A 21,979-nucleotide genomic window follows, 5' to 3' on the forward strand; every position below is an offset into this window, starting at 1 on the left:
CCTACTCTTCCTTGCGCGCCGCCTCGCCGAGAAACCGGTCGAGCAGACGGGTCGAAAGCACGCGCTTCAGCACGGCCAGCACATGGGTCGGGATCGTCACCCGATAGCGTGCCCTCGGCCTATCGGCCTCCAGAGCATGGATCAGCGGCTTCACCACCGCCCCGGCGGGCAGTTTCCACGGTCCCGGCTCACCGGCTTCCATCCGCTTGCGCCGCTTGGCATAGGCCGCGGCATGCCGCGAGGCCTCGAGACCCTCAGGCCCGATCCAGCGATCGAAATTCGCCAGCGCATTGGCGGTGAAGGCGGTGGCGATCGGTCCCGGCTCGATCAGCGAAACATGCAGGCCTGTGCCCGCCAGCTCCATGCGCAAGGTGTCGCTGTAGCCCTCGAGCGCAAACTTTGAGGCCGTATAGGCGCCGCGATAGGGCATGGCGATGAAGCCAAGAATGGAGGAGCACTGGACGATCCGTCCATGCCCCTGGGCGAGCATGACCGGGAGGACCTGCCGGGTCAGTTCGTGCCAGCCGAAGAAATTGGCCTGAAAGAGCGTCTTGAGCGCGTCCGTGGAGATATCTTCCAGCGCCCCGGGAATGGCATAGGCGCCATTGTTGAACAGGGCATCGAGCCGGCCATCGGTCCGGGCAAGCACATCCTGCAGGGCAGGCGCAATGGTCTCCGGCGCCTCATAGTCGATGAGGACGGCTTCAAACCCCTGCGCCTTCAGGGCCTCCACATCCTCGGCGCGACGCGCAGAGGCGAAGACCCGCCAGTCCCGGCCCCGCAGCAGACGAGCGGCCTCTGCGCCGATCCCGGTCGAGCAGCCGGTGATCAGGATGGTGCGCTTTGCCGCCAGAGAGCCTTGTCTCGTCGCCATGGGAACCCGCAGAAGGAGGAACTAGATCGATTGACCGGAGAGCAGGCGCGGCGCGGGGCCGGCAAGACCTGCGGCCTCCGAGATGAAACGGCTCTTGAGGAAGGGCATGCGGTCCACGAGGCCGAGGCCGAAATCACGGGCCGCGCGCAGCACGTCATTGTCGTTGGAAAACAGCCGGTTCAGCACATCGGTCACGACGCCCATCTGGAACGCGTCGAACCGCCGCCAGCGCTGATAGCGCTCCAGCACGTCCATGGCCCCCACGTCCTGGCCGAGCCGATGGGCTTCCACCAGCACCTCCGCCAGCGCCGCCACATCCTTGAAGCCCATGTTGAGACCCTGACCCGCGATCGGGTGGATGCCGTGGGCCGCATCTCCAGCGAGCGCGAAGCGCGGCCGCACGAAGTCCCGCGCCAGCGTCAGGCCGAGCGGATAGGCATTGCGCGGACCGCCCAGTTCGATCTTGCCGAGATGATGACCGAAGCGGCGCTCCAGCTCGATCTCGAAGGTGAAGTCGTCGCTGGCCACAAGACGCTTCGCGTCCTCGGTCCGCTCCGTCCACACCAGCGACGACCGGTTGCCGGGAAGCGGCAGGATGGCAAAGGGCCCGGCGGGCAGGAAATGTTCCTCCGCGCGGCCATTGTGCGGCCGCTCGTGGGACACGGTGGTCACGATGCCCGACTGGCCGTAATCCCAGTGAACGGTGCGGATGCCGGCCAGATCGCGCAGGCGCGAGCGAACTCCGTCGGCCGCGACCAGCAGTTTTGCGGAGAGCGCCTTGCCGCTCGCCAGCGTGATCCGCACACCGGAACCGGACGTGGCGAAACTTGCGGCCGTGTCCGGCGCCTCGAAGTCGACACCCAGCGCCTGCGCCTTCTCATAGAGCGCCGGAAGCATCAGCCCGTTCGGCACCATGTGGGCAAACGGCTCGCTTTCGTCGCCTTCCTTGCGCTCGGCGCCAAAGGTGAGGAAGACCGGACGCACCACATCGCGCAGCTTGCTGTCGGTGACGATCATCTCGTTGATCGGCTGGGCACCGTCCCGGATCTGCTCCCAGATCCCCAGGCTGTCTAGCATGCGGCAGGCGGCCGCCGCGATCGCCGAGGCGCGCGGATCCTTATCCAGAACATTCATCGGCTTGGGGTCGACGACCACAACCTTGAGGCCCGCGTCGCCGGTTTTCAGCGCCAGAGCCAGAGACAGGCCAACATAACCGCCGCCAGCGATGGCCACATCATACATGGCGTCGGTTTCGGGTGCCTTGTTCATCACCATCTCCTGGGATCTCGTCTTTCGTATTCCCTAGGGGCAACTTGACTTCGCATGGGCCTGCGTTCAAGTGGACCCAACCACTGTCCCCAATCTCAGCGGTGACATCATCAAGACCTATTTAGCAGGGATCTCGCCGATGAACACGGCCGTAGAGACACTTCTTGAAACTTTGAACCTGGAACAGCTCGAGCACAATCTGTTCCGTGGTCGCAGCCCCCAGGTGGGATGGCAGCGCATCTTCGGCGGTCAGGTGATCGGCCAGGCCCTGATGGCCGTGTCGCGCACCGTCCAGTCCGACCGGCTGATCCACTCGCTCCACGGCTACTTCCTGCGCCCGGGCGACCCGGAAGTGCCGATCATCTATGACGTGGACCGGATCCGCGACGGCGGCAGCTTCACCACCCGCCGGGTCGTCGCCATCCAGCACGGCAAGGCGATCTTCTCCATGTCCGCCTCCTTCCAGCAGATGGAAGAAGGCCTGGAACACCAGATCCAGATGCCCGACGTGCCGCAGCCGGAAGACCTGCCGAGCGAGCAGGACCTGAAGGAAAAGTTCCTCTCCGTGGCGCCGGAACACGTGCGCAAGTACTGGGAGCGCGAGCGCCCGATCGAGCTGCGCCCGGTGGACCTGACCCACTATTTCTCCAAGAAACCCCTGCCGCCGGAGCAGCAGGTCTGGGTCCGGGCGACCGGCGCACTGCCGGACGATCCGGTCGTGCACTCCTGCGTCCTGGCCTATGCCTCGGACATGACCCTGCTCGACACCTCCCTGTTCCCCCATGGCAGATCCGTCTTCTCGCCGGATATCCAGGCGGCCAGCCTCGACCACGCCATGTGGTTCCATCGCCCCTTCCGAGCGGACGAATGGCTGCTCTATGTGGAGGATTCCCCGTCTGCCTCGGGCTCGCGCGGCATGAACCGCGGGTCGCTCTACACCCGCGAGGGCGTGCTTGTGGCCTCCACCGCGCAGGAAGGCCTCATTCGCCACGTGGAGCCGGGGAACTACAAGGGCCCGAAGCCCTCGCTCTGAACCGGAACTGAGGAGGGGGGGCCCTCTCGCGCTGTGATGCCCGGGCCTGTCCCGGACATCCCGTCTGCCGCGTTCTAGCGCCGGATCGGCGAGGTGAAGCCGGAGATCGCCAGCGGATTGTCCGTCATGGCCTTGGGATCCGGCGTATCCGGCTTCAGCGCGCCCGAAAACGCATCGAAGAGCTGGGCGACGAAACTTTCCGGCAGGTCATTGGTGATGAAGACCATGCGCGTGCGATGATCCGCATCCGGCCAGGCCTCCAGGGTCGCGGGCGGGTGGAACACGTGCTGGACCCCGTGAATGACGACCGGACGATCCGGATCCTCCGCGATGCGCACGATCCCCTTCACCCGCAGCAGCTTGGGCCCGTGGGCAGAGCGCAGCAGATCGAGGAACATCTCCAGCGCCCCAGCCGGAATGGGACGATCCGTCGCCAGAGTGAAGGCCCGGATCCGGTCGCTGTGCCGGTTGCGGTCATGATGATGCTGTCCGTGATCATGGCCGTGGTCATGATGGTGATGCTCATGACCATGATCGTGTCCGTGATGATGGCCGCCATGATGATCATGGTGATCATGATCCGAATATGCGCCGTCATTCAGCCACTTGGTCACATCGGGGATCTTGCTTGACGGGTCATAGAGCCCCGCGTCGAAGAGGCGGCCGGGAACCGCTTCACCCGCCTGAGCATCCAGAACGGTTGCGCCCGGATTGAACCGCTTCAACCGCGCCTTGAGCTCGGAAAGGGCGGCCCCGCCACCGGCCTCCGCGACGAGATCGGTCTTCGTCAGAACCAAACGATCCGCCACCGCCGCCTGACGGCGGGCTTCCTCATGGGTGTCCAGCGTCTCAAGCCCGTTGACCGCATCGACCAGCGTCACGACGCTCTCCAGCCGGTAGCGCATCACCAGATAGGGATGCAGCATGATCGTGTGCAGGATAGGCCCCGGATCGGCGAGACCCGTGGTTTCGATCACCACACGCGCCAGACGGTCGCGCCGCCCGTTGTCGATTTGCCGCAGCAAGTTTTCCAGCGTCGTCACCAGATCGCCGCGAATGGTGCAGCACAGGCAGCCCGACGACAGTTCCAGAATGCAGTCTTCCGCCTGTTCCACCAGCAGATGGTCCAGGCCGATCTCGCCGAACTCGTTGATGATGACCGCCGTATCCGCCATGGCCGGATCCTTCAGGATGCGGTTCAGCAGCGTGGTCTTGCCGGCACCGAGAAACCCGGTGATCACCGAAAGCGGAATGGGCGGCTTCGGTCCGCGCGGCTTGGGGGCGGCGGAAGGAGAGGTCTGGTCGGCCATGGAACACCTCGTCGGCTGGCAGGTTCCGCAGGGCACAGCGGAAGCGCGCGCGGACATCGTGCCAGAGACCTAGGACAGGACGAGCGGAAAATCCAGAGCAGGCGGCCGCCGTTTCAGGGAAGAAGGCGGCGCGGGGCGATCACATCACGCGGAAATGTCGGCGACCTTGGCGGCGCCATCAGCAGCCTTGGCTTCGGCCTCGACGGCCTCTGCCTTGTCCTCGTCGTCCTTGACGACCTTGCGAACCACTTCGGCAGCCTTGCGCAGGGTGGCGATGACCTCTTCGACCGACATGCCTTCGGCAAGCTGGTTGGCGGAAAGCTCGGCCAGATCCGCAAGTGCCAGGATGGTTGCAGAGCTGCGCGGTTCCACGATCATCGTCGGTCTCCTTTGGCGGATCGAGGGACAGGCAGCCGGCGCGACAAAGCCGGATCGGCGGCTCTTCCTGAGCGACACGAGCGCCTGTATCTACAGCAGGAATGCCTGACCCATGGTTAGCCAGTCGTTAAGATCCGAAAATAATTCCGGGGATCGGACGCGTTGGACGCCCGCTTCCGTCAGCCGTTTCCGGATTTCGGCTCCGGTGCGGGAACCGGGACCGTGAAGCCCTTACCGGGCTGGAACAGTGACCCCGGAGCAGGGGCCTGCACCTCCTCCTGACGCAAGACCGGCAGGTCCGCGTCGTCGGTCGCACCGGTTCTCATCCGGCCAGGATGGGGCATCGGCACCGGAATGGTGGAGGGGACGGACCCGTCGGAGGCCTGACTGGCACGCGGCGGTGCGGCCCCCACCGGAACGCCCGTGGAGATGCGCAGGGATGCCAGCTCGTGCTGCACCGGACCCAGCGTGCGGTCGAGCACCTTCTTCCAGTCCGGTTCGCCATTGGGCAGCTTGACGTCTGAGAGATCGGCCTTGCCGCCCGCCGCCGGTGCGGTGGCAGCTCCCGGCTTCAGCACGCTGCCCGGCCGGCCCGCCATGAAGGACATGAGACCGCTCGGCGCACCGCCCTGAAGATCAAAATCCGCCATCAGGCCTTCAAGACCGGGCTTCGCATTGCGCTTGCAATAGCCGTCGGCCGGTGGCTGACCCGGATTGCTGCTGAGACTGGCGAGCGAGCGGGATCCGGCGCGCTCGCGGAAGGCCTTGTCGATCACCTGACGGGCGAAGGCGGAACGCTCGAGCCCCGAGGCGCCGCCCAGCACCACCGCAATGATGGTGCGGCCGGACCGGGTGACCGAGGCGGCCACGTTGTAGCCGGAGTTGCAGATGTAACCGGTCTTTAGGCCGTCCGCGCCGGGAACCCGGGAGAGAAACTCCCGGTTGGCGGAGAGCAGGGTCTTCTGACCGTATTCGAGCCCACCCAGCCTGTAATAGTCGCGGGATTCGGGGAAATCCCGGCGCAGGGCCACGGCGAGAAGCGCCAGGTCGCGGGCGCTGGAGACCTGAGCATTGTCCGGCAGCCCATGGGGATTGACGAAACGGGTGCTGCGCATGCCGAGCCGCTGGGCCTCGGCATTCATCATGCCGACAAAGGCCCGCTCCCTGCCGCCGATGGCTTCCCCAAGCGCCACGGCAATGTCATTGGCTGACTTCACCATGACGATCTTGAGCGCCGTATCCACAGTCAGCGTCGTGCCGACCTTGAACCCCATCTTGCTCGGCGCCTGATTGAGCGAATTAGCCGATTGCACCACCACCGAGTTCAGACTGGCCCGGCCTTCGCGGATCGCCTTGAAGGTCACATAGGCGGTCATCATCTTGGTCAGGCTGGCCGGATACCAGAGGCGGGTGGCATTCTTCTCGTCCATCACCGTGCCGGTTCCCGCATCGACCACCACATAGGCGCCGATCTCGGCGCGCACCGGAGAGGCGACCAGACCGATGAGCCCCATCATCAGGCTCAGCAGCGCCAACAGGCGGCGCGCGGACCCATTGCGGGGCAGGCACAGGTCGGAACAGGCGGAACGTGACGTCACGGGAACCCTCTCTTGTGGTCTCCGGGTGTGGCCGCTGGCAGCACGGCACCTTACCCCATCAGACATAGCTGAAAACACGGTAAAGGACCAAAGGCTCCCCGGACCTTCACGCGATCCAAACGGACCATCGACGCCTCAGGCGCCGCTGTTTTGGGCAATTGCTGAAAATTGATGCAGTTGTAGATCATGACCCCGGACCCGGCGCCCGGCAACCCCGCGTGCCCTACAAAACCCCATCTGGCCCCGGCCTTGCTTGGTGAGGAAGGTTGACCGGACAGGGGGCCTGCCGTCTCGTCGACCCTTCCGCCGCCAGTCGCCCCAGGGGCTGGCCCTTGCCAGAATTGTCCAGGGACTTCACAGTCCTCTCACTCAGAGATCCCGAGTCCAGATCTGCCCATGCTTCATCCTCAGGTGCCGCTGACCCTTGCAGAACCGACCGCCCCGGACACCGTCCGGGACGTGACCCTGCAGCGCGCGCGCGGCGAGGCGCGGGTCACCTTCAAGCTCGCCCGCGGGCGCAGCTGTCTCGACGATCTCTATCAGGCCGGCGCAACCAAGGTGCGCCTGCCAAAGATCCATGAGCCGCGCCCGGTCGCCGTCTTCATCAACACCGCAGGCGGCATCACCGGCGGAGACCGCCTGTCCTATTCCGCCGGCACGGGCGAGGGGGCAGAGGCCACCCTCACCACCCAGGCGGCCGAGCGCGCCTATCGCCGCAGCACTGGTGTCGGCCGGGTCGAGACCCGGCTCACGGCCGCCGCAGGCAGCACCCTGGAGTGGCTGCCTCAGGAAACCATTCTCTTCGACCGTTCGGCCCTTGCCCGGCGTCTTCATGTGGACCTCACCGGCGACGCCCGGTTTCTCGCCCTCGAAAGCACGGTTCTCGGCCGCACCGCCATGGGCGAAAGCGTGGACGAGGTGCTCTTCCGCGACAGTTGGCGCATCCGCCGCGACGGCCGCCTGATCTTTGCCGACGAGATCCGCCTGGAAGGCAATTCCCGCGAGATCCTGAAAGGCGCGGCCACCGGGGACGGTGCGCTCGCCTTTGCCTCGCTCGTCGATTGCCGCCCGGATGCCGAGGACCATCTCGCCCGCGCCCGTTCCGCCCTTGAAGCCGCAGCACGACCCGGTCTGCGTGCCGCCGCCAGCGCCTGGAACGGCGTTCTGGCGGTCCGCCTCGTCGGCCGTGACGGCCGATGCCTGCGCGACGGACTGATGGCGTTTCTCGAAGCCTACCGGGCCCGGGCCCTGCCACGGGTCTGGCGACTCTGATCCGGGTTCCCAGAACCCGCACTCTTCCCGCCCGAGCGGCGGACCGAAAACACGAAAGGGAGGCTGTCCGTGAACCTGACGCCGCGCGAAAAGGACAAGTTGCTGATTTCCATGGCCGCCATGGTGGCCCGTCGCCGTCTCGAACGGGGCGTGAAGCTCAACCATCCCGAAGCCATCGCCCTGATCACCGATTTCGTGGTCGAAGGCGCCCGGGATGGCCGCACCGTCGCCGACCTGATGCAAGCCGGTGCCCAGGTCATCACCCGCGATCAGGTGATGGCAGGCGTCGCCGAAATGATCCACGACGTGCAGGTGGAAGCCACCTTCCCCGATGGCACCAAGCTCGTGACCGTTCACGAACCCATCCGCTGATCCCGGATCCTGCCCCCAGATCCTGCTCCAGTTCCTGCCTCCCTCAATGCAAGGAGACCCCGATGTTGAAGTTCCTGACCAGCCTCGCCACCGCCAGCCTTGCCGGCATCGCCACCGCCGCCGCGCATCCCAGCGCCCTGAACCACGCCCACCCGCATGAAGCCACCGGGATCTTCACCCCGGAGATGATCGTCGCCATCGCCCTCGGCCTCGCCATCGGCGGCGCCGTCGCCTTCGTCCGCAAGGGGCGCGGGGAGTAGGCCATGCCGTGACCGCCTTCGTCTACATCCTGGCATCTGCTCGCAACGGAACGCTTTACACCGGCGTGACCAATGACCTGAAGCGACGGATCTTCGAACACAGGACGGAAGCGGTTCCCGGTTTTACCGGGAAATATGGATGCAAGAGACTGGTCTGGTACGAAGTGCATGACACGATCGCCACCGCAATCCAGCGGGAAAAGTCGATCAAGCGCTACTACCGGGACTGGAAGCTGAACCTGATCGAGGGGATGAACCCGGAATGGGACGACCTTTACGATCACCTGAATAAGTGACTGGATTCTCGGGACGAGCCCGAGAATGACCATCGGAAGGGTGAAAAGCCTCTCACCGTCATCCTCGGGCTTGTCCCGAGGATCCAGATTGATGTCTTCGCCACGGCCCCGCGCCAGCACAGGAGAACCGCAGATGATCCCCGGAGAAATCTTTGCCGCCGCGGGCGAAATCGAGCTCAATGCCGGTCTTGAAACCGTCACCCTCGACGTGACCAACACCGGCGACCGGCCGATTCAGGTCGGCAGCCACTATCATTTCGCCGAGACCAATCCGGGTCTCGACTTCGACCGGGACAAGGCCCGCGGCATGCGCCTCGACATTCCCGCCGGCACCGCCGTGCGCTTCGAACCGGGCCAGAGCCGCTCGGTCACGCTCGTGGCATATCGCGGCGACCGCAAGGTCTATGGCTTCAACCAGAAGGTCATGGGCACGCTGTAAGCGCACCCGGCACCGGATCGCCAGGGGAGAGCATACATGATGGGTTCGAAAGCACGGATCAGCCCGCGTCTGGCTCTCGCAGCCGTGGCCGTGATCGCTCTCACACTGTCCCGGCCAGCCTTCGCCCAGGAGCCCAAGCTCGACTGCGCCGATGCCTACACCCAGTCCGACCTCAACCGCTGCGCCTATCAGGACTACGAGGCTGCCGATGCGGAGCTGAACCGGGTCTATGCGCAGGCGGTGGCCGCCATGACCGAAATGGACGAGGCGCTGACCGGCACCGGGCTTGAAGGCGCGGTCAAGGCCCTGCGCGCGGCGCAGAGAGCCTGGATCCCCTTCCGGGATGCGGCCTGCGAATCCGAGGGCTTCATGGCCCGAGGCGGCACCATGGAACCGATGGTCGTGGCCGGATGCATGACCACGCTGACCAAGCAGCGCATCGACGACTTGAAACAACTCGCCGAAGGTCTCGGCAACTAGAACGACATCGCCCGCCGGATCCCGCCCAGTGCGTGGGATCGGCCGCCGGCGAACAGGAGGATGACATGGCTTACAGGATGCCCCGCGCCGCATATGCGGACATGTTCGGACCGACCACCGGCGACAGGATCCGCCTGGCCGACACGGACCTGATCATCGAGGTGGAGAAGGACTTCACCATCTATGGCGAGGAAGTGAAATTCGGTGGCGGCAAGGTCATCCGCGACGGCATGGGCCAGGGTCAGCATTCCCGCGCCGCAGGGGCGGTGGACACGGTGATCACCAACGTGCTGATCGTCGACCACTGGGGCATCGTCAAGGCCGACGTGGGCCTGAAGGACGGCCGCATCGTCGGCATCGGCAAGGCAGGAAACCCGGATGTTCAGCCCGGCGTCGACATCATCGTCGGTCCGGGCACGGAGGCCATTGCCGGCGAGGGCAAGATCCTCACCGCCGGCGCTCTGGATGTGCACATCCACTTCATCTGCCCGCAGCAGATCGACGATGCGCTGATGTCCGGCGTGACGACCATGCTCGGCGGCGGCACGGGTCCGGCAACGGGAACCAACGCCACCACCTGCACCCCCGGCCCCTGGCACATCACCCGCATGCTGCAGGCCGCCGACAGCTTCCCCATGAACCTGGCCTTCGCCGGCAAGGGCAACGCCTCCCTGCGCGAAGGTCTGGAAGAGCAGATCCTCGCGGGCGCCTCCTGCCTGAAGCTGCATGAGGACTGGGGCACGACCCCAGCGGCCATCGACACCTGCCTGTCGGTTGCCGACGACTACGACATCCAGGTGATGATCCACACGGATACGCTCAACGAGAGCGGCTTCGTCGAGAACACCACCTCCGCCTTCAAGGGCCGCACCATCCACGCCTTCCATACGGAAGGGGCGGGCGGTGGCCACGCGCCGGACATCATCAAGGTCTGTGGCGAGAGCAACGTCATCCCGTCCTCCACCAACCCGACCCGCCCCTACACGGTGAACACCCTCGAAGAGCATCTCGACATGCTCATGGTCTGCCACCACCTGGATGCGTCCATCCCGGAGGACGTGGCCTTTGCCGAAAGCCGCATCCGCAAGGAAACCATTGCGGCGGAAGACATTCTCCACGACATGGGCGCCTTCTCCATCATCGCCTCCGACAGCCAGGCCATGGGCCGGGTCGGCGAAGTGATCATCCGCACCCTGCAGACCGCCCACAAGATGAAGGTCCAGCGCGGCCGCCTGTCGGAAGAAGCCGGCGAAAACGACAATTTCCGCGTCAAGCGCTACATGGCCAAGGTCACCATCAACCCGGCCATTGCCCATGGTCTCGATGCCCATATCGGCTCGGTGGAAGTCGGCAAGCTGGCCGATCTGGTTCTCTGGTCCCCAGCCTTCTTCGGTGTGAAGCCCGACATGGTGATGAAGCTCGGCACCATCGCCGCTGCCCCCATGGGCGACCCTAACGCCTCCATCCCGACGCCCCAGCCGGTGCATTATCGCCCGATGTTCGGCGCCTTCGGCAAGGCCATGACCGCCAGCCGCGTGACCTTCGTGTCCCAGGCTGCCTATGACAACGGCGTCAAGGACACGGCCGGGCTCGACAGTCTGGTTCTGCCGGTGAAGAACACCCGCGGCGGCATCTCCAAGGCCTCCATGGTGCACAATTCCGCCACCCCGGAGATCGACGTGCACCCGGAGACCTATGAAGTCCGCGCCAATGGCGAGCTGCTCACCTGTGAGCCGGCAAAGGAGCTGCCGATGGCCCAGCGGTACTTCCTGTTCTGAGGACATGAGGAATGGCCCTGCTCCGCGCGCCGGTCCCGGTCAGCGGAGCAGGGCAAGAGCCGCGAGAAAGACGGCAACCGGGCACGCAAGCCCTGAAGGGAGACAGCATGTACAAGATCATCGGAATGCCGCGCACCCGCGCCATGCGGGTCATGTGGGTGCTCGAGGAACTGGGCGAGCCCTATGAGATCGAACCGGCGGCCCCCCAGTCGCCGCAGATCCTGACCTACAACCCGAGCGGCAAGGTTCCGGTGCTCCTCGACGGGGATGCGGTACTCACCGATTCCGTCGCCATCTGCACCTATCTGGCCGACAAGCACGGCAAGCTCACCTTCCCGGCCGGCACCCTGGACCGTGCGCGGCAGGACAGCTTCACCCAGTTCTGTGTCGACGAGCTGGAAGGCGCACTCTGGACGGCGGCCAAGAACTCCTTCGCCAATCCGGAAGACGTGCGCGTGCCCGAGGTCAAGAAGGCGTGTGCCTTCGATTTCGCGCGCGGTCTCAAGACCCTGGAAGCCCGTCTGGGCGACGGCCCCTATGTGATGGGCGAGACCTTCACCATTGCCGACATCATCATCGGCCATTGCGGTGGCTGGGCGGTGGCAGCCAAGTTCGACCTGCCGAAGGACGGGCCGCTGGCGGCCTATTTCAAGCGCCTGCGCGAACGCCCGGCCTTCCAGGCGATGATGGCCAAGGTGCAGGCCCTGTCATGATCCGCGTCAGCGAAATTCTGCCTGCAGGAAGCTGGACCGCTGCCCCCGCCGACCGGATCACCCTGGACAGGGAGGACCGCCACCGGCGCCGCGCCGTGCTTACCGGGGAGGCGGGCACCGCCTTCCTTCTGGATGAGCCCGTTGCCGTCCACCTGCGCCACGGTGACGCCCTCAGGCTGGAGGACGGACGGATCGTCGAGGTCTGCGCCGCACCGGAAGAGCTGGTGGAAATCGCCGCAAACGATCACGCCCACCTGGTGAAGATCGCCTGGCATCTGGGCAACCGGCATCTGCCCACCCAGCTCATGGGCGAGACCCTGCGCATCCGCCGGGACCACGTGATCGAGGACATGGTGAAGCTGCTGGGCGGCACCATGACCGTCCTGCAGGCGCCCTTCGACCCGGAAGGCGGCGCCTATGGTCACGGCCAGACCCAGGGCCACAATCACGGGCATGGTCATTCTCATGACCACGGCCACGGGCACTCACACGAGCACGATCACGGGCATCATCACCATGATCACGACCATGGCTGACGCGCTCGACACGGCGACCCTCTACCGGCTGCTGGCGTTTCTCTCGCCCGCCTTTCCGATCGGCGCCTTCACCTACAGCCACGGGCTGGAGCAGGTGATCGACGAGGGGGACGTGCGCGATGCCGCCAGCCTGCAGGCCTGGCTTCAGGACGTTCTGACCCATGGAGCAGGGCGCAGCGACGGAATCCTGCTCGTGGAAACCCTGCGCGCGGCACACTCCGGCGATCGGGCGGCCGTGGAGGACCTGATCGAGCTCGGGCTCGCCCTGCAGCCGTCGAAGGAACGGCACCTGGAAAGCAGTGCCCAGGGCACGGCCTTCATGGGCGCTGTGACCGCTGCCTGGGCCCCTGAAGCCACGACACCGGCAAGCCGCCTTCTGGCCAATCTGACCATGGGCGAAGACAGGATCGAGACCTGGCCCTATCCGGTGGCCGTCGGCCTTGTCGCCGCCGCCTGGGCCGTTCCGGAAGACGCTATCCTGACCGCCTTCCTCCATGCCTTTGCCGCCAACATGGTCTCCGTTGCCATCCGGGCCGTGCCGCTCGGCCAGAGCGACGGCCAGCGCTGCCTTGCCGCCGCGCAAGGCCGGATCGCCACGCTCACCGACCGGATCCGCGCCTCCGGGCTGGAGGACCTGGGCACGGCCGGCCTTCTCACCGACATCGCCTCCATGGCGCACGAAACGAAATATTCGAGGTTGTTCCGCTCATGACGTCCCCCAACGGCCCCCTTCGCGTCGGCATCGGCGGTCCGGTTGGCGCCGGCAAGACCACGCTCACCGAAAAGCTCTGCAAGGCCATGCGTGACCGCTACTCGCTGGCGGTCATCACCAACGACATCTACACTGCCGAAGACGCCGAAGCCCTGATGCGCGCCCAGGCCCTCACGTCGGATCGCATTCGCGGCGTGGAGACCGGCGGTTGCCCACACACGGCCATCCGCGAGGACGCCTCGATCAATCTGGCCGCCGTTGCCGATCTCACCCGCTCCATTCCGGGCCTCGAGCTGATCCTGATCGAGAGCGGCGGGGACAATCTGGCAGCAACCTTCTCGCCCGAGCTGGCGGATCTGACCCTCTATGTCATCGACGTGGCGGCGGGAGAGGAAATCCCGCGCAAGGGCGGTCCGGGCATCACCCGCTCTGACCTGCTGATCATCAACAAGACCGATCTGGCGCCCTATGTGGGGGCGGACCTCTCGGTGATGGACCGGGACGCCACCCGCATGCGCAAGGGCAAGCCCTTCGTCTTCGCCAACATGAAGAAGGGCGACGGAATCGACACGGTGGTCGATTTCATCATCTCCCGCGGCGGGCTGTGACACAGGCCGCTTCCTCGATCGACGGCGGATTTCCGTCGGGAGAGACGCGGTCCGGGTCATTTCGCCGCCAAACTGACTGCTTCACGCTAACGTAACGCTACGAAAGTTCGATCGCGACCATATGGACGCGATCCGGCCCGACCCGCATAATCGGCACCGAGGAGATGGCGGCGCCGGAAGGCGTTCGCCCAAGATGTGTTCGGGAGGTCACATAAATGTCCGAAGCTGTTTTTCCCGTGCCCGCGGATGTCGCGGCGCGCGCGCTCGTGGACGATGCCAAGTACCAGGAAATGTACAACCGATCCGTCACGGACCCGGCCGGGTTCTGGGGCGAGCACGGGAAGCGCATCGACTGGATCAAACCCTTCACCAAGGTGAAGAACACGTCCTACGATTACCACAACGTGGCCATCAAGTGGTTCGAGGACGGCACGCTGAACGTCTCCGCCAACTGCGTTGACCGCCACGTGGCCACCCGCGGCGACCAGGCCGCCATCATCTGGGAGGGCGATGACCCGTCCGAGCACAAGGTCATCACCTATCGCGAGCTCCATGTTGAAGTCTGCAAGTTCGCCAACGTCCTCAAGGAGCAGGGCGTCAAGAAGGGCGACCGGGTCACCATCTATCTGCCGATGATCCCGGAGGCTGCCTATGCCATGCTGGCCTGCGCCCGCATCGGCGCGGTGCATTCCATCGTCTTTGCCGGCTTCTCTCCGGACAGCCTGGCGCAGCGGATCGAGGATTGCGGCTCGAAGATCGTTCTCACCGCCGATGAAGGCCTGCGCGGCGGCCGCAAGGTGCCGCTGAAGGCCAATGTGGACCGCGCCTGCGAGAAGGCCCCGGTCGACAGCGTTGTCGTAGTCAAGCGCACCGGCGGCGACGTGAAGATGGTCGACGGTCGCGACGTCTGGTACCACGAGGCCACCGCGAAGGTGCCGGCCACCTGCGAACCGGAAGAAATGAACGCGGAAGATCCGCTCTTCATCCTCTACACCTCCGGCTCCACCGGCAAGCCCAAGGGTGTGCTGCACACCTCCGGCGGCTATCTGGTCTACGCCTCCATGACCCACCAGTACGTCTTCGACTATCAGGACGGCGACATCTACTGGTGCACGGCCGACGTGGGCTGGGTCACCGGCCACAGCTACATCGTCTACGGGCCGCTGGCCAACGGCGCGACGACCCTGATGTTCGAGGGCGTGCCCACCTATCCCTCCGCCAGCCGCTGCTGGGATGTGGTCGACAAGCACAAGGTCAACATCTTCTACACCGCGCCGACGGCCATCCGCGCCCTCATGGGTGCCGGCACCGACTTCGTCACCCGCACCGACCGCTCGTCCCTGCGCCTGCTCGGCTCGGTCGGCGAACCGATCAACCCGGAAGCCTGGACCTGGTACTACAATGTGGTCGGCGAGAAGCGCTGCCCCATCGTCGACACCTGGTGGCAGACGGAAACAGGCGGCATCCTCATCACTCCGCTGCCCGGCGCCACGGCCCTCAAGCCCGGCTCGGCCACGCGGCCCTTCTTCGGCGTCCAGCCGGCGATCGTCGATGCGGAAGGCAACATCCTGGACGGCGCCACCGAGGGCAACCTGGTGATCACCGACAGCTGGCCCGGCCAGATGCGCACGGTCTATGGCGATCATGAGCGCTTCGTGCAGACCTATTTTGCCACCTACAAGGGCTATTACTTCACCGGCGACGGCTGCCGCCGCGATGCGGACGGCTACTACTGGATCACCGGCCGCGTTGACGACGTGATCAACGTCTCCGGTCACCGCATGGGCACCGCAGAGGTGGAAAGCGCGCTCGTTTCCCACCCGAAGGTCTCCGAAGCCGCGGTGGTCGGCTATCCCCATGACCTCAAGGGGCAGGGCATTTATGCCTATGTCACCCTGATGGAAGGGGAGGAGCCCACCGACGCCCTCAAGAAGGAGCTGGTGCAGCACGTTCGGGCCGAGATCGGTCCGATTGCCTCGCCGGACCTGATCCAGTTCGCACCCGGCCTGCCCAAGACCCGCTCCGGCAAGATCATGCGCCGCATCCTGCGCAAGATCGCGGAAGACAGCTTCGACAGCCTGGGCGACACCTCGACCCTCGCCGATCCGGGCGTCGTCGACGATCTGATCGACAACCGCCAGAACCGCGCCGGCTGACCGGACGATCCTGCGGAAGATATGAAAAAGGGCGGCTCACGGGCCGCCCTTTGTTTTTCTGCCGGAACCGGCAAACGTCACTTCGCCAGATAGATCGCCTGGATCTTCTTCGCGATATTCGCAAACGCGCTGTTCAGCGTGTCTGCATCATCGGCAAAGTAGAAATTCTTGCTGCTGCTTGCACAATAGCGCATCTCGTCTTCGCCGAAAGCGGAGCCCGTCGTCTCAAAATAGATCGAATAGACCGCTATCCCTGCAGACTTCATGTTGTCGCAAATGGCCCGTCCCCGAACCGCAGGATTGCCGTTGTAGCTGGAATTGCTCGTGTAGGTTTCGCGCCAGCCGTAATTGTCCTTGTAGGCATCGCAGACATAGACGTTCCTGGTCCGCCACTGCCAGCCATTCCAGTAATACTGGGTCTCGTAGTGACCGCTGGTGCAGGTGGTGCTCGTCTTCACATAGTTGTATTCCATGTTGAAGTCGCCATCGGTCATGATGATCGCGAATTTCAGAATGTCGTCGTTGGTGTATTCGGCAGGCTCGCTCCCCGCGGGCCAGAAGCTGGCCCAGTTCGGCGACAGTGTGAACCAGCCCCAGGCGATGCCCACCTGACCGGCCGTGCCGTTCACACCGCTCAGCGCACGGATCGCGGAAATCAGGGTCGTGCGGCTGGCAGTCAGAGGCACGACCGGGTTCGTCGGTGGGCAATCGGTCGAGCCGCCGCCGAAATAGGTGGTGATCGTTGGATCATTGCCCTCGATATCCGCGCCCCAGTCATAGGGATCATCGGTGAATTGCGCGTCGCTGATGCGCTCGGTCACACAGCCACCCGAGGCCTTGCCGTTGGACGCCGCGCTGGCATTTCCCGAGCCGATATTCACCCCTTCGCTGTAGGGAATCACCGAGATCTTGACCTTGCTGTCGGCCGCCACCGTCCCGTCAGGGATCAACGTGTCCACCAGCCCTTCGGAAGCGTCCCGAAGGGCGGCAATGTCGCGGTAGTCCTGCGCCATCGACCCGGTCACGTCGAGAATGAGTGCCAGTTCCACCTCGAATTTCGAATAGTTGACCTCGGAGCTCACCGTCATGGTGATCTTCTTGGGACCGATATCGCCGATATGAATGAAATAGGTCGGCACCGAAATCTCGGAGGCCACCGTCACCACCCCCTCGTCCGGATTGACGTTGAAGGTGAGATTCTCGAGCGCCTCGTCCGTATAGCCGAGAGAAGTCAGATTGGCCTCGAAGGCCGCTTCCAGAGCCGCCTGGATCTCGTCATCCGTCATGATGGAGGCGGAGAGCTGGCTCGCGATGTTCAGCGCCGCAACGTCCAGGGCGTTGGAGAGAACCTCACGCTGGCTGATGGCCCGGCCATAGTCGATGCCCGCTCCGGCAATCACCACCAGCGGGATCATTGCAAGCGCAAGGATGGGCAGGATCGCGCCACGCACATCGTGGCCGAACTCACGGGTCAGACGGGACAGGCGGCGCAGTGCGGCAAGGTCCATGAAGTCGGCTCCAGACATCGGTTGAACCGTTCTAGCCGAAACATGCTGACCGCGACGTAAACCTAGGCGGTTCTGACGGGGAGAATGAAGATGTCCCTAATTCTTCGTAAAGCGGCCACCGGATCTCGCCGGGCGGTTAAGGAAGATTGACCCGCATCTCAAAAAGAATGGCTTACGGTTCCAGCTCCGTATCCCAGTAGAGGAAGTCCAGCCAGCTGTCGTGCAGGTAGTTGGGCGGGAAGCCGCGACCGTTGTTGTGCAGGTCCTGGATGGTCGGCTGATGGGGCATGTGGAAAGGCCACATGTCGAGCTGCTCGCAGCTCTTGTTCGCCTTCTTCAGATTGCAGGGAGAGCAGGCGGTGATCACATTGTCCCAGGTGGTCAGGCCGCCCCGGGAGCGCGGGATCAGGTGATCGAAGGTCAGTTCCTCGCGAGAGCCGCAATACTGGCACTGGAATTTGTCGCGGAGAAAGACGTTGAAGCGCGTGAAGGCAGGATATCGGCTCGGCTTGACGAAGGTCTTGAGCGAAACGACGCTCGGAAGTCGGAATTCGAAGCTCGGACTTCGGACCAGCGTCTCGTATTCGGCAACAATATTCACCCGGTCGAGAAAGACCGCCTTGATCGTGTCCTGCCACGACCAGAGGGACAGCGGATAATAGCTCAAGGGCCTGTAATCCGCGTTCAGAACCAGCGCCGGATGTGCGCCCGCCGAGACCGCAATCGTCACCTTCCGCTCCTCATGCCTGTTTCGGCCCGCCGGAAGGATCCTGTCGACGCATCCTCTTTCCGTACTGGAAGTTTCAGTACTGCAGGGAACGCGTCTCACCTGATCACCGGGCGGGATCAGTCTTCATGAGACGAGAGTATTGTAGAGCCCACATGACACCCTTGTGAAGCCTGTTAAATTGTCTGGTGAGACGAGTTGTCACGCCCAGAGTGCTTGCGATTAACAAAGGTTAATAAGTTGATTTCGCTGGCCTTTCGCAAAGCGCCCACAAAGGACGGCAGACCCTCTTCCAAAAAACAAGGCGGGTGCCCGTAAGACACCCGCCTCGCATGGATCGAACCGGCTCGAATCACCCCCTTATCGGGAGCGCTGCAAGCCTAGAAGATCTGACCTCAGGCGACCTGTTCCCACTCGCGCACGTCGACGAAATGGCCGGCGATGGCGGCTGCTGCGGCCATGGCAGGAGACACCAGATGGGTGCGGCCCTTGAAGCCCTGACGGCCCTCGAAGTTACGGTTGGAGGTGGAGGCGCAGCGCTCGCCCGGCTTCAGCTTGTCCGGGTTCATGGCCAGGCACATGGAGCAGCCCGGCTCGCGCCATTCGAAGCCCGCGTCCTTGAAGATCTTGTCCAGACCCTCGGCTTCCGCCTGTTCCTTCACCAGACCGGAGCCCGGAACCACCATGGCCCCAACGTGCGACGCAACCTTGCGGCCGCCGATGACGGCAGCGGCCGCGCGCAGATCCTCGATGCGGCCGTTGGTGCAGGACCCGATGAAGACCCGGTCGATCTTGATGTCGGTGATCTTGGTGCCCGGGGTCAGGCCCATGTACTCCAGCGCGCGCCACTTGGACTTGCGGGTGTTCTCGTCCTTGATGTCATCCGGGTTCGGAACGACGCCCTGCACGGAGATCACGTCTTCGGGGGATGAGCCCCAGGAGACGATGGGCGGCAGATTGGCGGCATCCAGCTTCACCACCTTGTCGAACTTGGCGCCCTCATCGGTCGCCAGGCTCTTCCAGTAGGCAACGGCCCGGTCCCAGGCTTCGCCGGTCGGGGCCTTCGGGCGGCCCTTCAGATATTCGAAGGTCTTCTCGTCCGGAGCGATCAGGCCGGCGCGGGCGCCTGCCTCGATCGACATGTTGCAGACGGTCATGCGGCCTTCCATGGAGAGCGAACGGATGGCTTCACCCGCATACTCGATCACATAGCCGGTGCCGCCTGCGGTGCCGATCTCGCCGATGATGGCGAGGATGATGTCCTTGGCGGTCACGCCGTCCGGCAGCTGGCCGTCGACCTGGACCAGCATGTTCTTGCCCTTCTTCTGGATCAGCGTCTGGGTGGCCAGAACGTGTTCCACTTCGGACGTGCCGATGCCGTGGGCCAGAGCACCGAAGGCGCCGTGGGTCGAGGTGTGGCTGTCGCCGCAGACGATGGTCATGCCCGGCAGGGTGAAGCCCTGCTCCGGACCGACGATGTGCACCACGCCCTGACGCTTGTCATGGGCATCGTAATATTCGATGCCGAATTCTTCGGTGTTCTTCGCCAGCGCCGCGATCTGGATGACGCTGTCCGGATCCGGGTTCGGCAGGCTGCGGTCGGTGGTCGGAACGTTGTGGTCCACCACGGCCAGGGTGCGCTCCGGACGGCGGACCTTGCGGCCGGTCATGCGCAGACCTTCGAACGCCTGAGGGCTGGTGACTTCATGCACCAGATGGCGATCGATGTAGAGCAGGCCCGTTCCGTCTTCCTGCACGTCGACCAGATGGTCGTCCCAGATCTTGTCGTAAAGCGTCCTGGCCTTGGTCATGGTTCTCTCCTGAAACCCGGGCGGTCTCTTGATTGTGTCGCGTCGCGAGGAGAAGACCCCTGTCTCCCGTCCTCCCGGACCACCCGTCGTGGCGAACCGTCGGAACGCACGCGCCGACAGCCCTCAAGTCGTCATTTTAATGCCTGATCCCGTGGATCCGGGTCAAGGATCTCAAGTTGAGCATTTATCAAGTGCCCTTGAGACGGCGTTCGATGAGCAGCGCCGTCCGGCCCGATCCGCATACCTCGGGCTCAAATGCAAAAAAAAGGCGGACCCGAAGGCCCGCCTTTTCGAAAATTCGTCTCGCGAAACCGCGCAGATCTTATTCTGCGGCGCCTTCAGCAGAAGCCTTGGCGGCTTCCTTCTCGGCTGCCTTGGCAGCGCGCTCTGCAGCAGCTGCAGCGCGGGTTTCTTCGTTGAGGCGCTTGGCGCGAGCGTTGGTGGCTTCAACGATACGGGCAGACTTGCCGCGACGGTCGCGCAGGTAATAGAGCTTGGCGCGACGGACCTTGCCGCGACGGACCACTTCGACGCCTTCCAGCATCGGGGAGTAGACCGGGAACACGCGCTCGACGCCTTCGCCGTAAGAGATCTTGCGAACGGTGAAGCTCTCGTTGATGCCGCCGCCGGAGCGGGCAATCACGACGCCTTCATAGGCCTGCGTACGGGTACGGTTGCCTTCGGTAACCTTCACGTTCACGCGGACGGTGTCGCCGGGGGAAAACTCGGGCAGCTTGCGCAGCGCCTCGATGCGTTCCATTTCTTCCTTGTTCAGCTGCTCAATAATGTTCATGGCGTGTTTCCCTTTTCAATTTCGAAGCGGCCAGAGCACCCCTCAATCCGGAAGACTTTTGAGCCTGTCTCCAGGACGCAGGACGGATGAACCCGCTTCGAGCCATGGTGAAATCATTGCATGCACCGCCTGAAGGCGGCACCGGAAACGCCAGCCGAACCCCGGCCGGACGGATCCCCATCCAACAACTTGGGCGCGGTCATACAGGAGTTCGGCCCGGTTGTCATGCGGAATCTTGCAGGAAACCTGCGCTATTTCCGGGTGTAGGCGTCCCACAGATCCGGGCGGCGCTGCTGTGTCAGCTCCTCGGCCTGCTGCCGCTGCCATTCGGCGATCTTCTTGTGATTGCCGGAGGTCAGAACCTCGGGGATCGTCATCCCCTCGAACTCCTGCGGGCGGGTATATTGCGGGTGCTCCAGGAGCCCGGTCTCGAAGCTTTCCGTGTCGGCGCTGTGCATGTTGCCCATGACGCCGGGGATCAGACGCACCACCGCATCGAGCAGGGTGATGGCGCCGATCTCGCCCCCGGAGAGGATGTAGTCGCCGATGGAAATTTCCTCCAGCCGGCGACTGTCGATGACACGCTGGTCCACCCCTTCGAACCGGCCGCAGACGATAATCGCACCGGGTCCTTCCGCCAGCTCATGAGCGCGCGCCTGGGTGAGGGGACGTCCGCGCGGGCTCATCAGGATGCGCGGACGGGGATCCTCGACAGTGGCCGCATCATCGATGGCGCGCGCCAGAATGTCGGCGCGCAGCACCATGCCGGCACCGCCACCCGCAGGCGTATCATCGACGGAGCGATGCTTGTCCGTGGCGTAATCGCGGATCTGACGGGTCTGAAGGCCCCACAGGCCCTTCTCCAGCGCACGTCCCGACAGGCTGTGACCGAGCGGCCCCGGAAACATGTCCGGATAGAGGGTCAGGATCGTTGCTTCAAAGGCCATCGTCATTTGTCCGTATGTACTTGGGGTTACGCAAGGTACTGTTAACCCTGAACTTTCTTACTTCACCCAACGGCGTTCTGAGCCAATGCCGGTAGGATCACGTTAATCC

At 64.3% G+C, this 21,979-nt stretch carries 23 protein-coding genes; 13 read left to right on the forward strand and 10 right to left on the reverse strand.

The window, feature by feature from the left end:
* Position 1: 1 nt before the first annotated feature.
* Together FR728_RS13665 and FR728_RS13670 are read right to left on the reverse strand one after the other, a co-directional pair.
* A complete protein-coding gene (locus FR728_RS13665) occupies positions 2-853 on the reverse strand; it encodes an SDR family oxidoreductase (RefSeq protein WP_208998826.1) in 852 nt (283 codons plus the stop codon).
* Between the two features lie 42 nt (positions 854-895).
* Positions 896-2,149, reverse strand: a complete 1,254-nt coding sequence (locus FR728_RS13670) for a ubiquinone biosynthesis hydroxylase (protein WP_208998815.1) — start codon at positions 2,147-2,149, stop codon at positions 896-898.
* A gap of 133 nt (positions 2,150-2,282) precedes the next feature.
* Here FR728_RS13670 and tesB point away from each other — a divergent pair, with 133 nt between their 5' ends.
* Positions 2,283-3,176, forward strand: coding sequence for an acyl-CoA thioesterase II (gene tesB, locus FR728_RS13675; protein WP_149893281.1), 894 nt, complete (start codon positions 2,283-2,285; stop codon positions 3,174-3,176).
* A gap of 74 nt (positions 3,177-3,250) precedes the next feature.
* Here the strand turns inward: tesB and FR728_RS13680 are convergent, their stop codons facing one another.
* The 3 genes from FR728_RS13680 to FR728_RS13690 all read right to left on the reverse strand — a co-directional run bounded on the left by FR728_RS13680 (position 3,251) and on the right by FR728_RS13690 (position 6,462).
* Positions 3,251-4,486, reverse strand: coding sequence for a CobW family GTP-binding protein (locus tag FR728_RS13680; RefSeq protein ID WP_149893282.1), 1,236 nt, complete (start codon positions 4,484-4,486; stop codon positions 3,251-3,253).
* Between the two features lie 144 nt (positions 4,487-4,630).
* Positions 4,631-4,864 (reverse strand): hypothetical protein, encoded by a 234-nt coding sequence (locus FR728_RS13685; protein WP_149893283.1) that lies wholly within the window; start codon positions 4,862-4,864, stop codon positions 4,631-4,633.
* A gap of 179 nt (positions 4,865-5,043) precedes the next feature.
* Complete coding sequence (locus FR728_RS13690; protein WP_208998816.1) at positions 5,044-6,462, reverse strand: D-alanyl-D-alanine carboxypeptidase family protein; 1,419 nt, start codon at positions 6,460-6,462, stop codon at positions 5,044-5,046.
* Positions 6,463-6,858: 396 nt separating this feature from the next.
* Here FR728_RS13690 and FR728_RS13695 point away from each other — a divergent pair, with 396 nt between their 5' ends.
* From FR728_RS13695 to acs, 12 genes are all read left to right on the forward strand, one after another.
* The gene (locus FR728_RS13695; protein ID WP_149893284.1) at positions 6,859-7,734 is read left to right on the forward strand and encodes an urease accessory protein UreD; all 876 of its coding nucleotides are present in this window, start codon (positions 6,859-6,861) and stop codon (positions 7,732-7,734) included.
* Between the two features lie 69 nt (positions 7,735-7,803).
* Positions 7,804-8,106 (forward strand): urease subunit gamma, encoded by a 303-nt coding sequence (locus FR728_RS13700; RefSeq protein ID WP_149893285.1) that lies wholly within the window; start codon positions 7,804-7,806, stop codon positions 8,104-8,106.
* Positions 8,107-8,168: 62 nt separating this feature from the next.
* Positions 8,169-8,366: a hypothetical protein gene (locus FR728_RS13705; protein ID WP_149893286.1), complete on the forward strand. Its 198-nt coding sequence runs from the start codon at positions 8,169-8,171 to the stop codon at positions 8,364-8,366.
* An 8-nt stretch (positions 8,367-8,374) separates the two neighbouring features.
* Positions 8,375-8,662, forward strand: a complete 288-nt coding sequence (locus tag FR728_RS13710; RefSeq protein WP_149893287.1) for a GIY-YIG nuclease family protein — start codon at positions 8,375-8,377, stop codon at positions 8,660-8,662.
* Positions 8,663-8,795: 133 nt separating this feature from the next.
* Positions 8,796-9,101, forward strand: coding sequence for an urease subunit beta (locus tag FR728_RS13715; RefSeq protein WP_149893288.1), 306 nt, complete (start codon positions 8,796-8,798; stop codon positions 9,099-9,101).
* Positions 9,102-9,137: 36 nt separating this feature from the next.
* Positions 9,138-9,581, forward strand: a complete 444-nt coding sequence (locus tag FR728_RS13720) for a lysozyme inhibitor LprI family protein (protein WP_244304632.1) — start codon at positions 9,138-9,140, stop codon at positions 9,579-9,581.
* 65 nt (positions 9,582-9,646) lie between these two features.
* A complete protein-coding gene (ureC, locus tag FR728_RS13725; RefSeq protein WP_149893289.1) occupies positions 9,647-11,359 on the forward strand; it encodes an urease subunit alpha in 1,713 nt (570 codons plus the stop codon).
* Positions 11,360-11,466: 107 nt separating this feature from the next.
* On the forward strand, positions 11,467-12,072 hold the full coding sequence (locus tag FR728_RS13730; protein ID WP_149893290.1) for a glutathione S-transferase family protein: 606 nt from the start codon (positions 11,467-11,469) through the stop codon (positions 12,070-12,072).
* Entirely contained in the window at positions 12,069-12,608 is a 540-nt protein-coding gene (locus tag FR728_RS13735) for an urease accessory protein UreE (protein WP_149893291.1), read from the forward strand. The genes FR728_RS13730 and FR728_RS13735 overlap by 4 nt, the downstream gene beginning before the upstream one ends.
* Complete coding sequence (locus FR728_RS13740) at positions 12,538-13,320, forward strand: urease accessory protein UreF (protein WP_244304634.1); 783 nt, start codon at positions 12,538-12,540, stop codon at positions 13,318-13,320. The genes FR728_RS13735 and FR728_RS13740 overlap by 71 nt, the downstream gene beginning before the upstream one ends.
* Positions 13,317-13,928, forward strand: coding sequence for an urease accessory protein UreG (ureG, locus tag FR728_RS13745; RefSeq protein ID WP_149893292.1), 612 nt, complete (start codon positions 13,317-13,319; stop codon positions 13,926-13,928). Before FR728_RS13740 ends, ureG begins: the two co-directional genes overlap by 4 nt.
* Before the next feature lie 215 nt (positions 13,929-14,143).
* A complete protein-coding gene (acs, locus tag FR728_RS13750) occupies positions 14,144-16,084 on the forward strand; it encodes an acetate--CoA ligase (protein WP_149893293.1) in 1,941 nt (646 codons plus the stop codon).
* A 77-nt stretch (positions 16,085-16,161) separates the two neighbouring features.
* Here the strand turns inward: acs and FR728_RS13755 are convergent, their stop codons facing one another.
* From FR728_RS13755 to trmD, 5 genes are all read right to left on the reverse strand, one after another.
* Positions 16,162-17,592, reverse strand: coding sequence for a TadE/TadG family type IV pilus assembly protein (locus tag FR728_RS13755; RefSeq protein WP_149893294.1), 1,431 nt, complete (start codon positions 17,590-17,592; stop codon positions 16,162-16,164).
* 172 nt (positions 17,593-17,764) lie between these two features.
* On the reverse strand, positions 17,765-18,322 hold the full coding sequence (locus FR728_RS13760; RefSeq protein ID WP_149893295.1) for an HNH endonuclease: 558 nt from the start codon (positions 18,320-18,322) through the stop codon (positions 17,765-17,767).
* A gap of 392 nt (positions 18,323-18,714) precedes the next feature.
* Complete coding sequence (leuC, locus tag FR728_RS13765) at positions 18,715-20,130, reverse strand: 3-isopropylmalate dehydratase large subunit (RefSeq protein WP_149893296.1); 1,416 nt, start codon at positions 20,128-20,130, stop codon at positions 18,715-18,717.
* Positions 20,131-20,452: 322 nt separating this feature from the next.
* The gene (rplS, locus tag FR728_RS13770; protein WP_149893297.1) at positions 20,453-20,923 is read right to left on the reverse strand and encodes a 50S ribosomal protein L19; all 471 of its coding nucleotides are present in this window, start codon (positions 20,921-20,923) and stop codon (positions 20,453-20,455) included.
* A gap of 251 nt (positions 20,924-21,174) precedes the next feature.
* Complete coding sequence (gene trmD, locus FR728_RS13775) at positions 21,175-21,870, reverse strand: tRNA (guanosine(37)-N1)-methyltransferase TrmD (RefSeq protein WP_149893298.1); 696 nt, start codon at positions 21,868-21,870, stop codon at positions 21,175-21,177.
* Positions 21,871-21,979: the final 109 nt, after the last annotated feature.

Source organism: Roseibium aestuarii, from assembly GCF_008477545.1.
GTDB classification, from domain to species: Bacteria; Pseudomonadota; Alphaproteobacteria; order Rhizobiales; family Stappiaceae; genus Roseibium; species Roseibium aestuarii.

Coding starts and splice junctions, on each gene's coding strand:
- ureG (WP_149893292.1), top strand. CDS start 13,317: ATGACGTCCCCCAACGGCCCCCTTCGCGTCGGCATCGGCGGTCCGGTT.
- FR728_RS13730 (WP_149893290.1), top strand. CDS start 11,467: ATGTACAAGATCATCGGAATGCCGCGCACCCGCGCCATGCGGGTCATG.
- tesB (WP_149893281.1), top strand. CDS start 2,283: ATGAACACGGCCGTAGAGACACTTCTTGAAACTTTGAACCTGGAACAG.
- FR728_RS13720 (WP_244304632.1), top strand. CDS start 9,138: ATGATGGGTTCGAAAGCACGGATCAGCCCGCGTCTGGCTCTCGCAGCC.
- FR728_RS13685 (WP_149893283.1), bottom strand. CDS start 4,864: ATGATCGTGGAACCGCGCAGCTCTGCAACCATCCTGGCACTTGCGGAT.
- FR728_RS13695 (WP_149893284.1), top strand. CDS start 6,859: ATGCTTCATCCTCAGGTGCCGCTGACCCTTGCAGAACCGACCGCCCCG.
- acs (WP_149893293.1), top strand. CDS start 14,144: ATGTCCGAAGCTGTTTTTCCCGTGCCCGCGGATGTCGCGGCGCGCGCG.
- ureC (WP_149893289.1), top strand. CDS start 9,647: ATGGCTTACAGGATGCCCCGCGCCGCATATGCGGACATGTTCGGACCG.
- leuC (WP_149893296.1), bottom strand. CDS start 20,130: ATGACCAAGGCCAGGACGCTTTACGACAAGATCTGGGACGACCATCTG.
- trmD (WP_149893298.1), bottom strand. CDS start 21,870: ATGGCCTTTGAAGCAACGATCCTGACCCTCTATCCGGACATGTTTCCG.
- FR728_RS13735 (WP_149893291.1), top strand. CDS start 12,069: ATGATCCGCGTCAGCGAAATTCTGCCTGCAGGAAGCTGGACCGCTGCC.
- FR728_RS13670 (WP_208998815.1), bottom strand. CDS start 2,149: ATGGTGATGAACAAGGCACCCGAAACCGACGCCATGTATGATGTGGCC.
- FR728_RS13705 (WP_149893286.1), top strand. CDS start 8,169: ATGTTGAAGTTCCTGACCAGCCTCGCCACCGCCAGCCTTGCCGGCATC.
- rplS (WP_149893297.1), bottom strand. CDS start 20,923: ATGAACATTATTGAGCAGCTGAACAAGGAAGAAATGGAACGCATCGAG.
- FR728_RS13715 (WP_149893288.1), top strand. CDS start 8,796: ATGATCCCCGGAGAAATCTTTGCCGCCGCGGGCGAAATCGAGCTCAAT.
- FR728_RS13740 (WP_244304634.1), top strand. CDS start 12,538: ATGACCACGGCCACGGGCACTCACACGAGCACGATCACGGGCATCATC.
- FR728_RS13755 (WP_149893294.1), bottom strand. CDS start 17,592: ATGGACCTTGCCGCACTGCGCCGCCTGTCCCGTCTGACCCGTGAGTTC.
- FR728_RS13680 (WP_149893282.1), bottom strand. CDS start 4,486: ATGGCCGACCAGACCTCTCCTTCCGCCGCCCCCAAGCCGCGCGGACCG.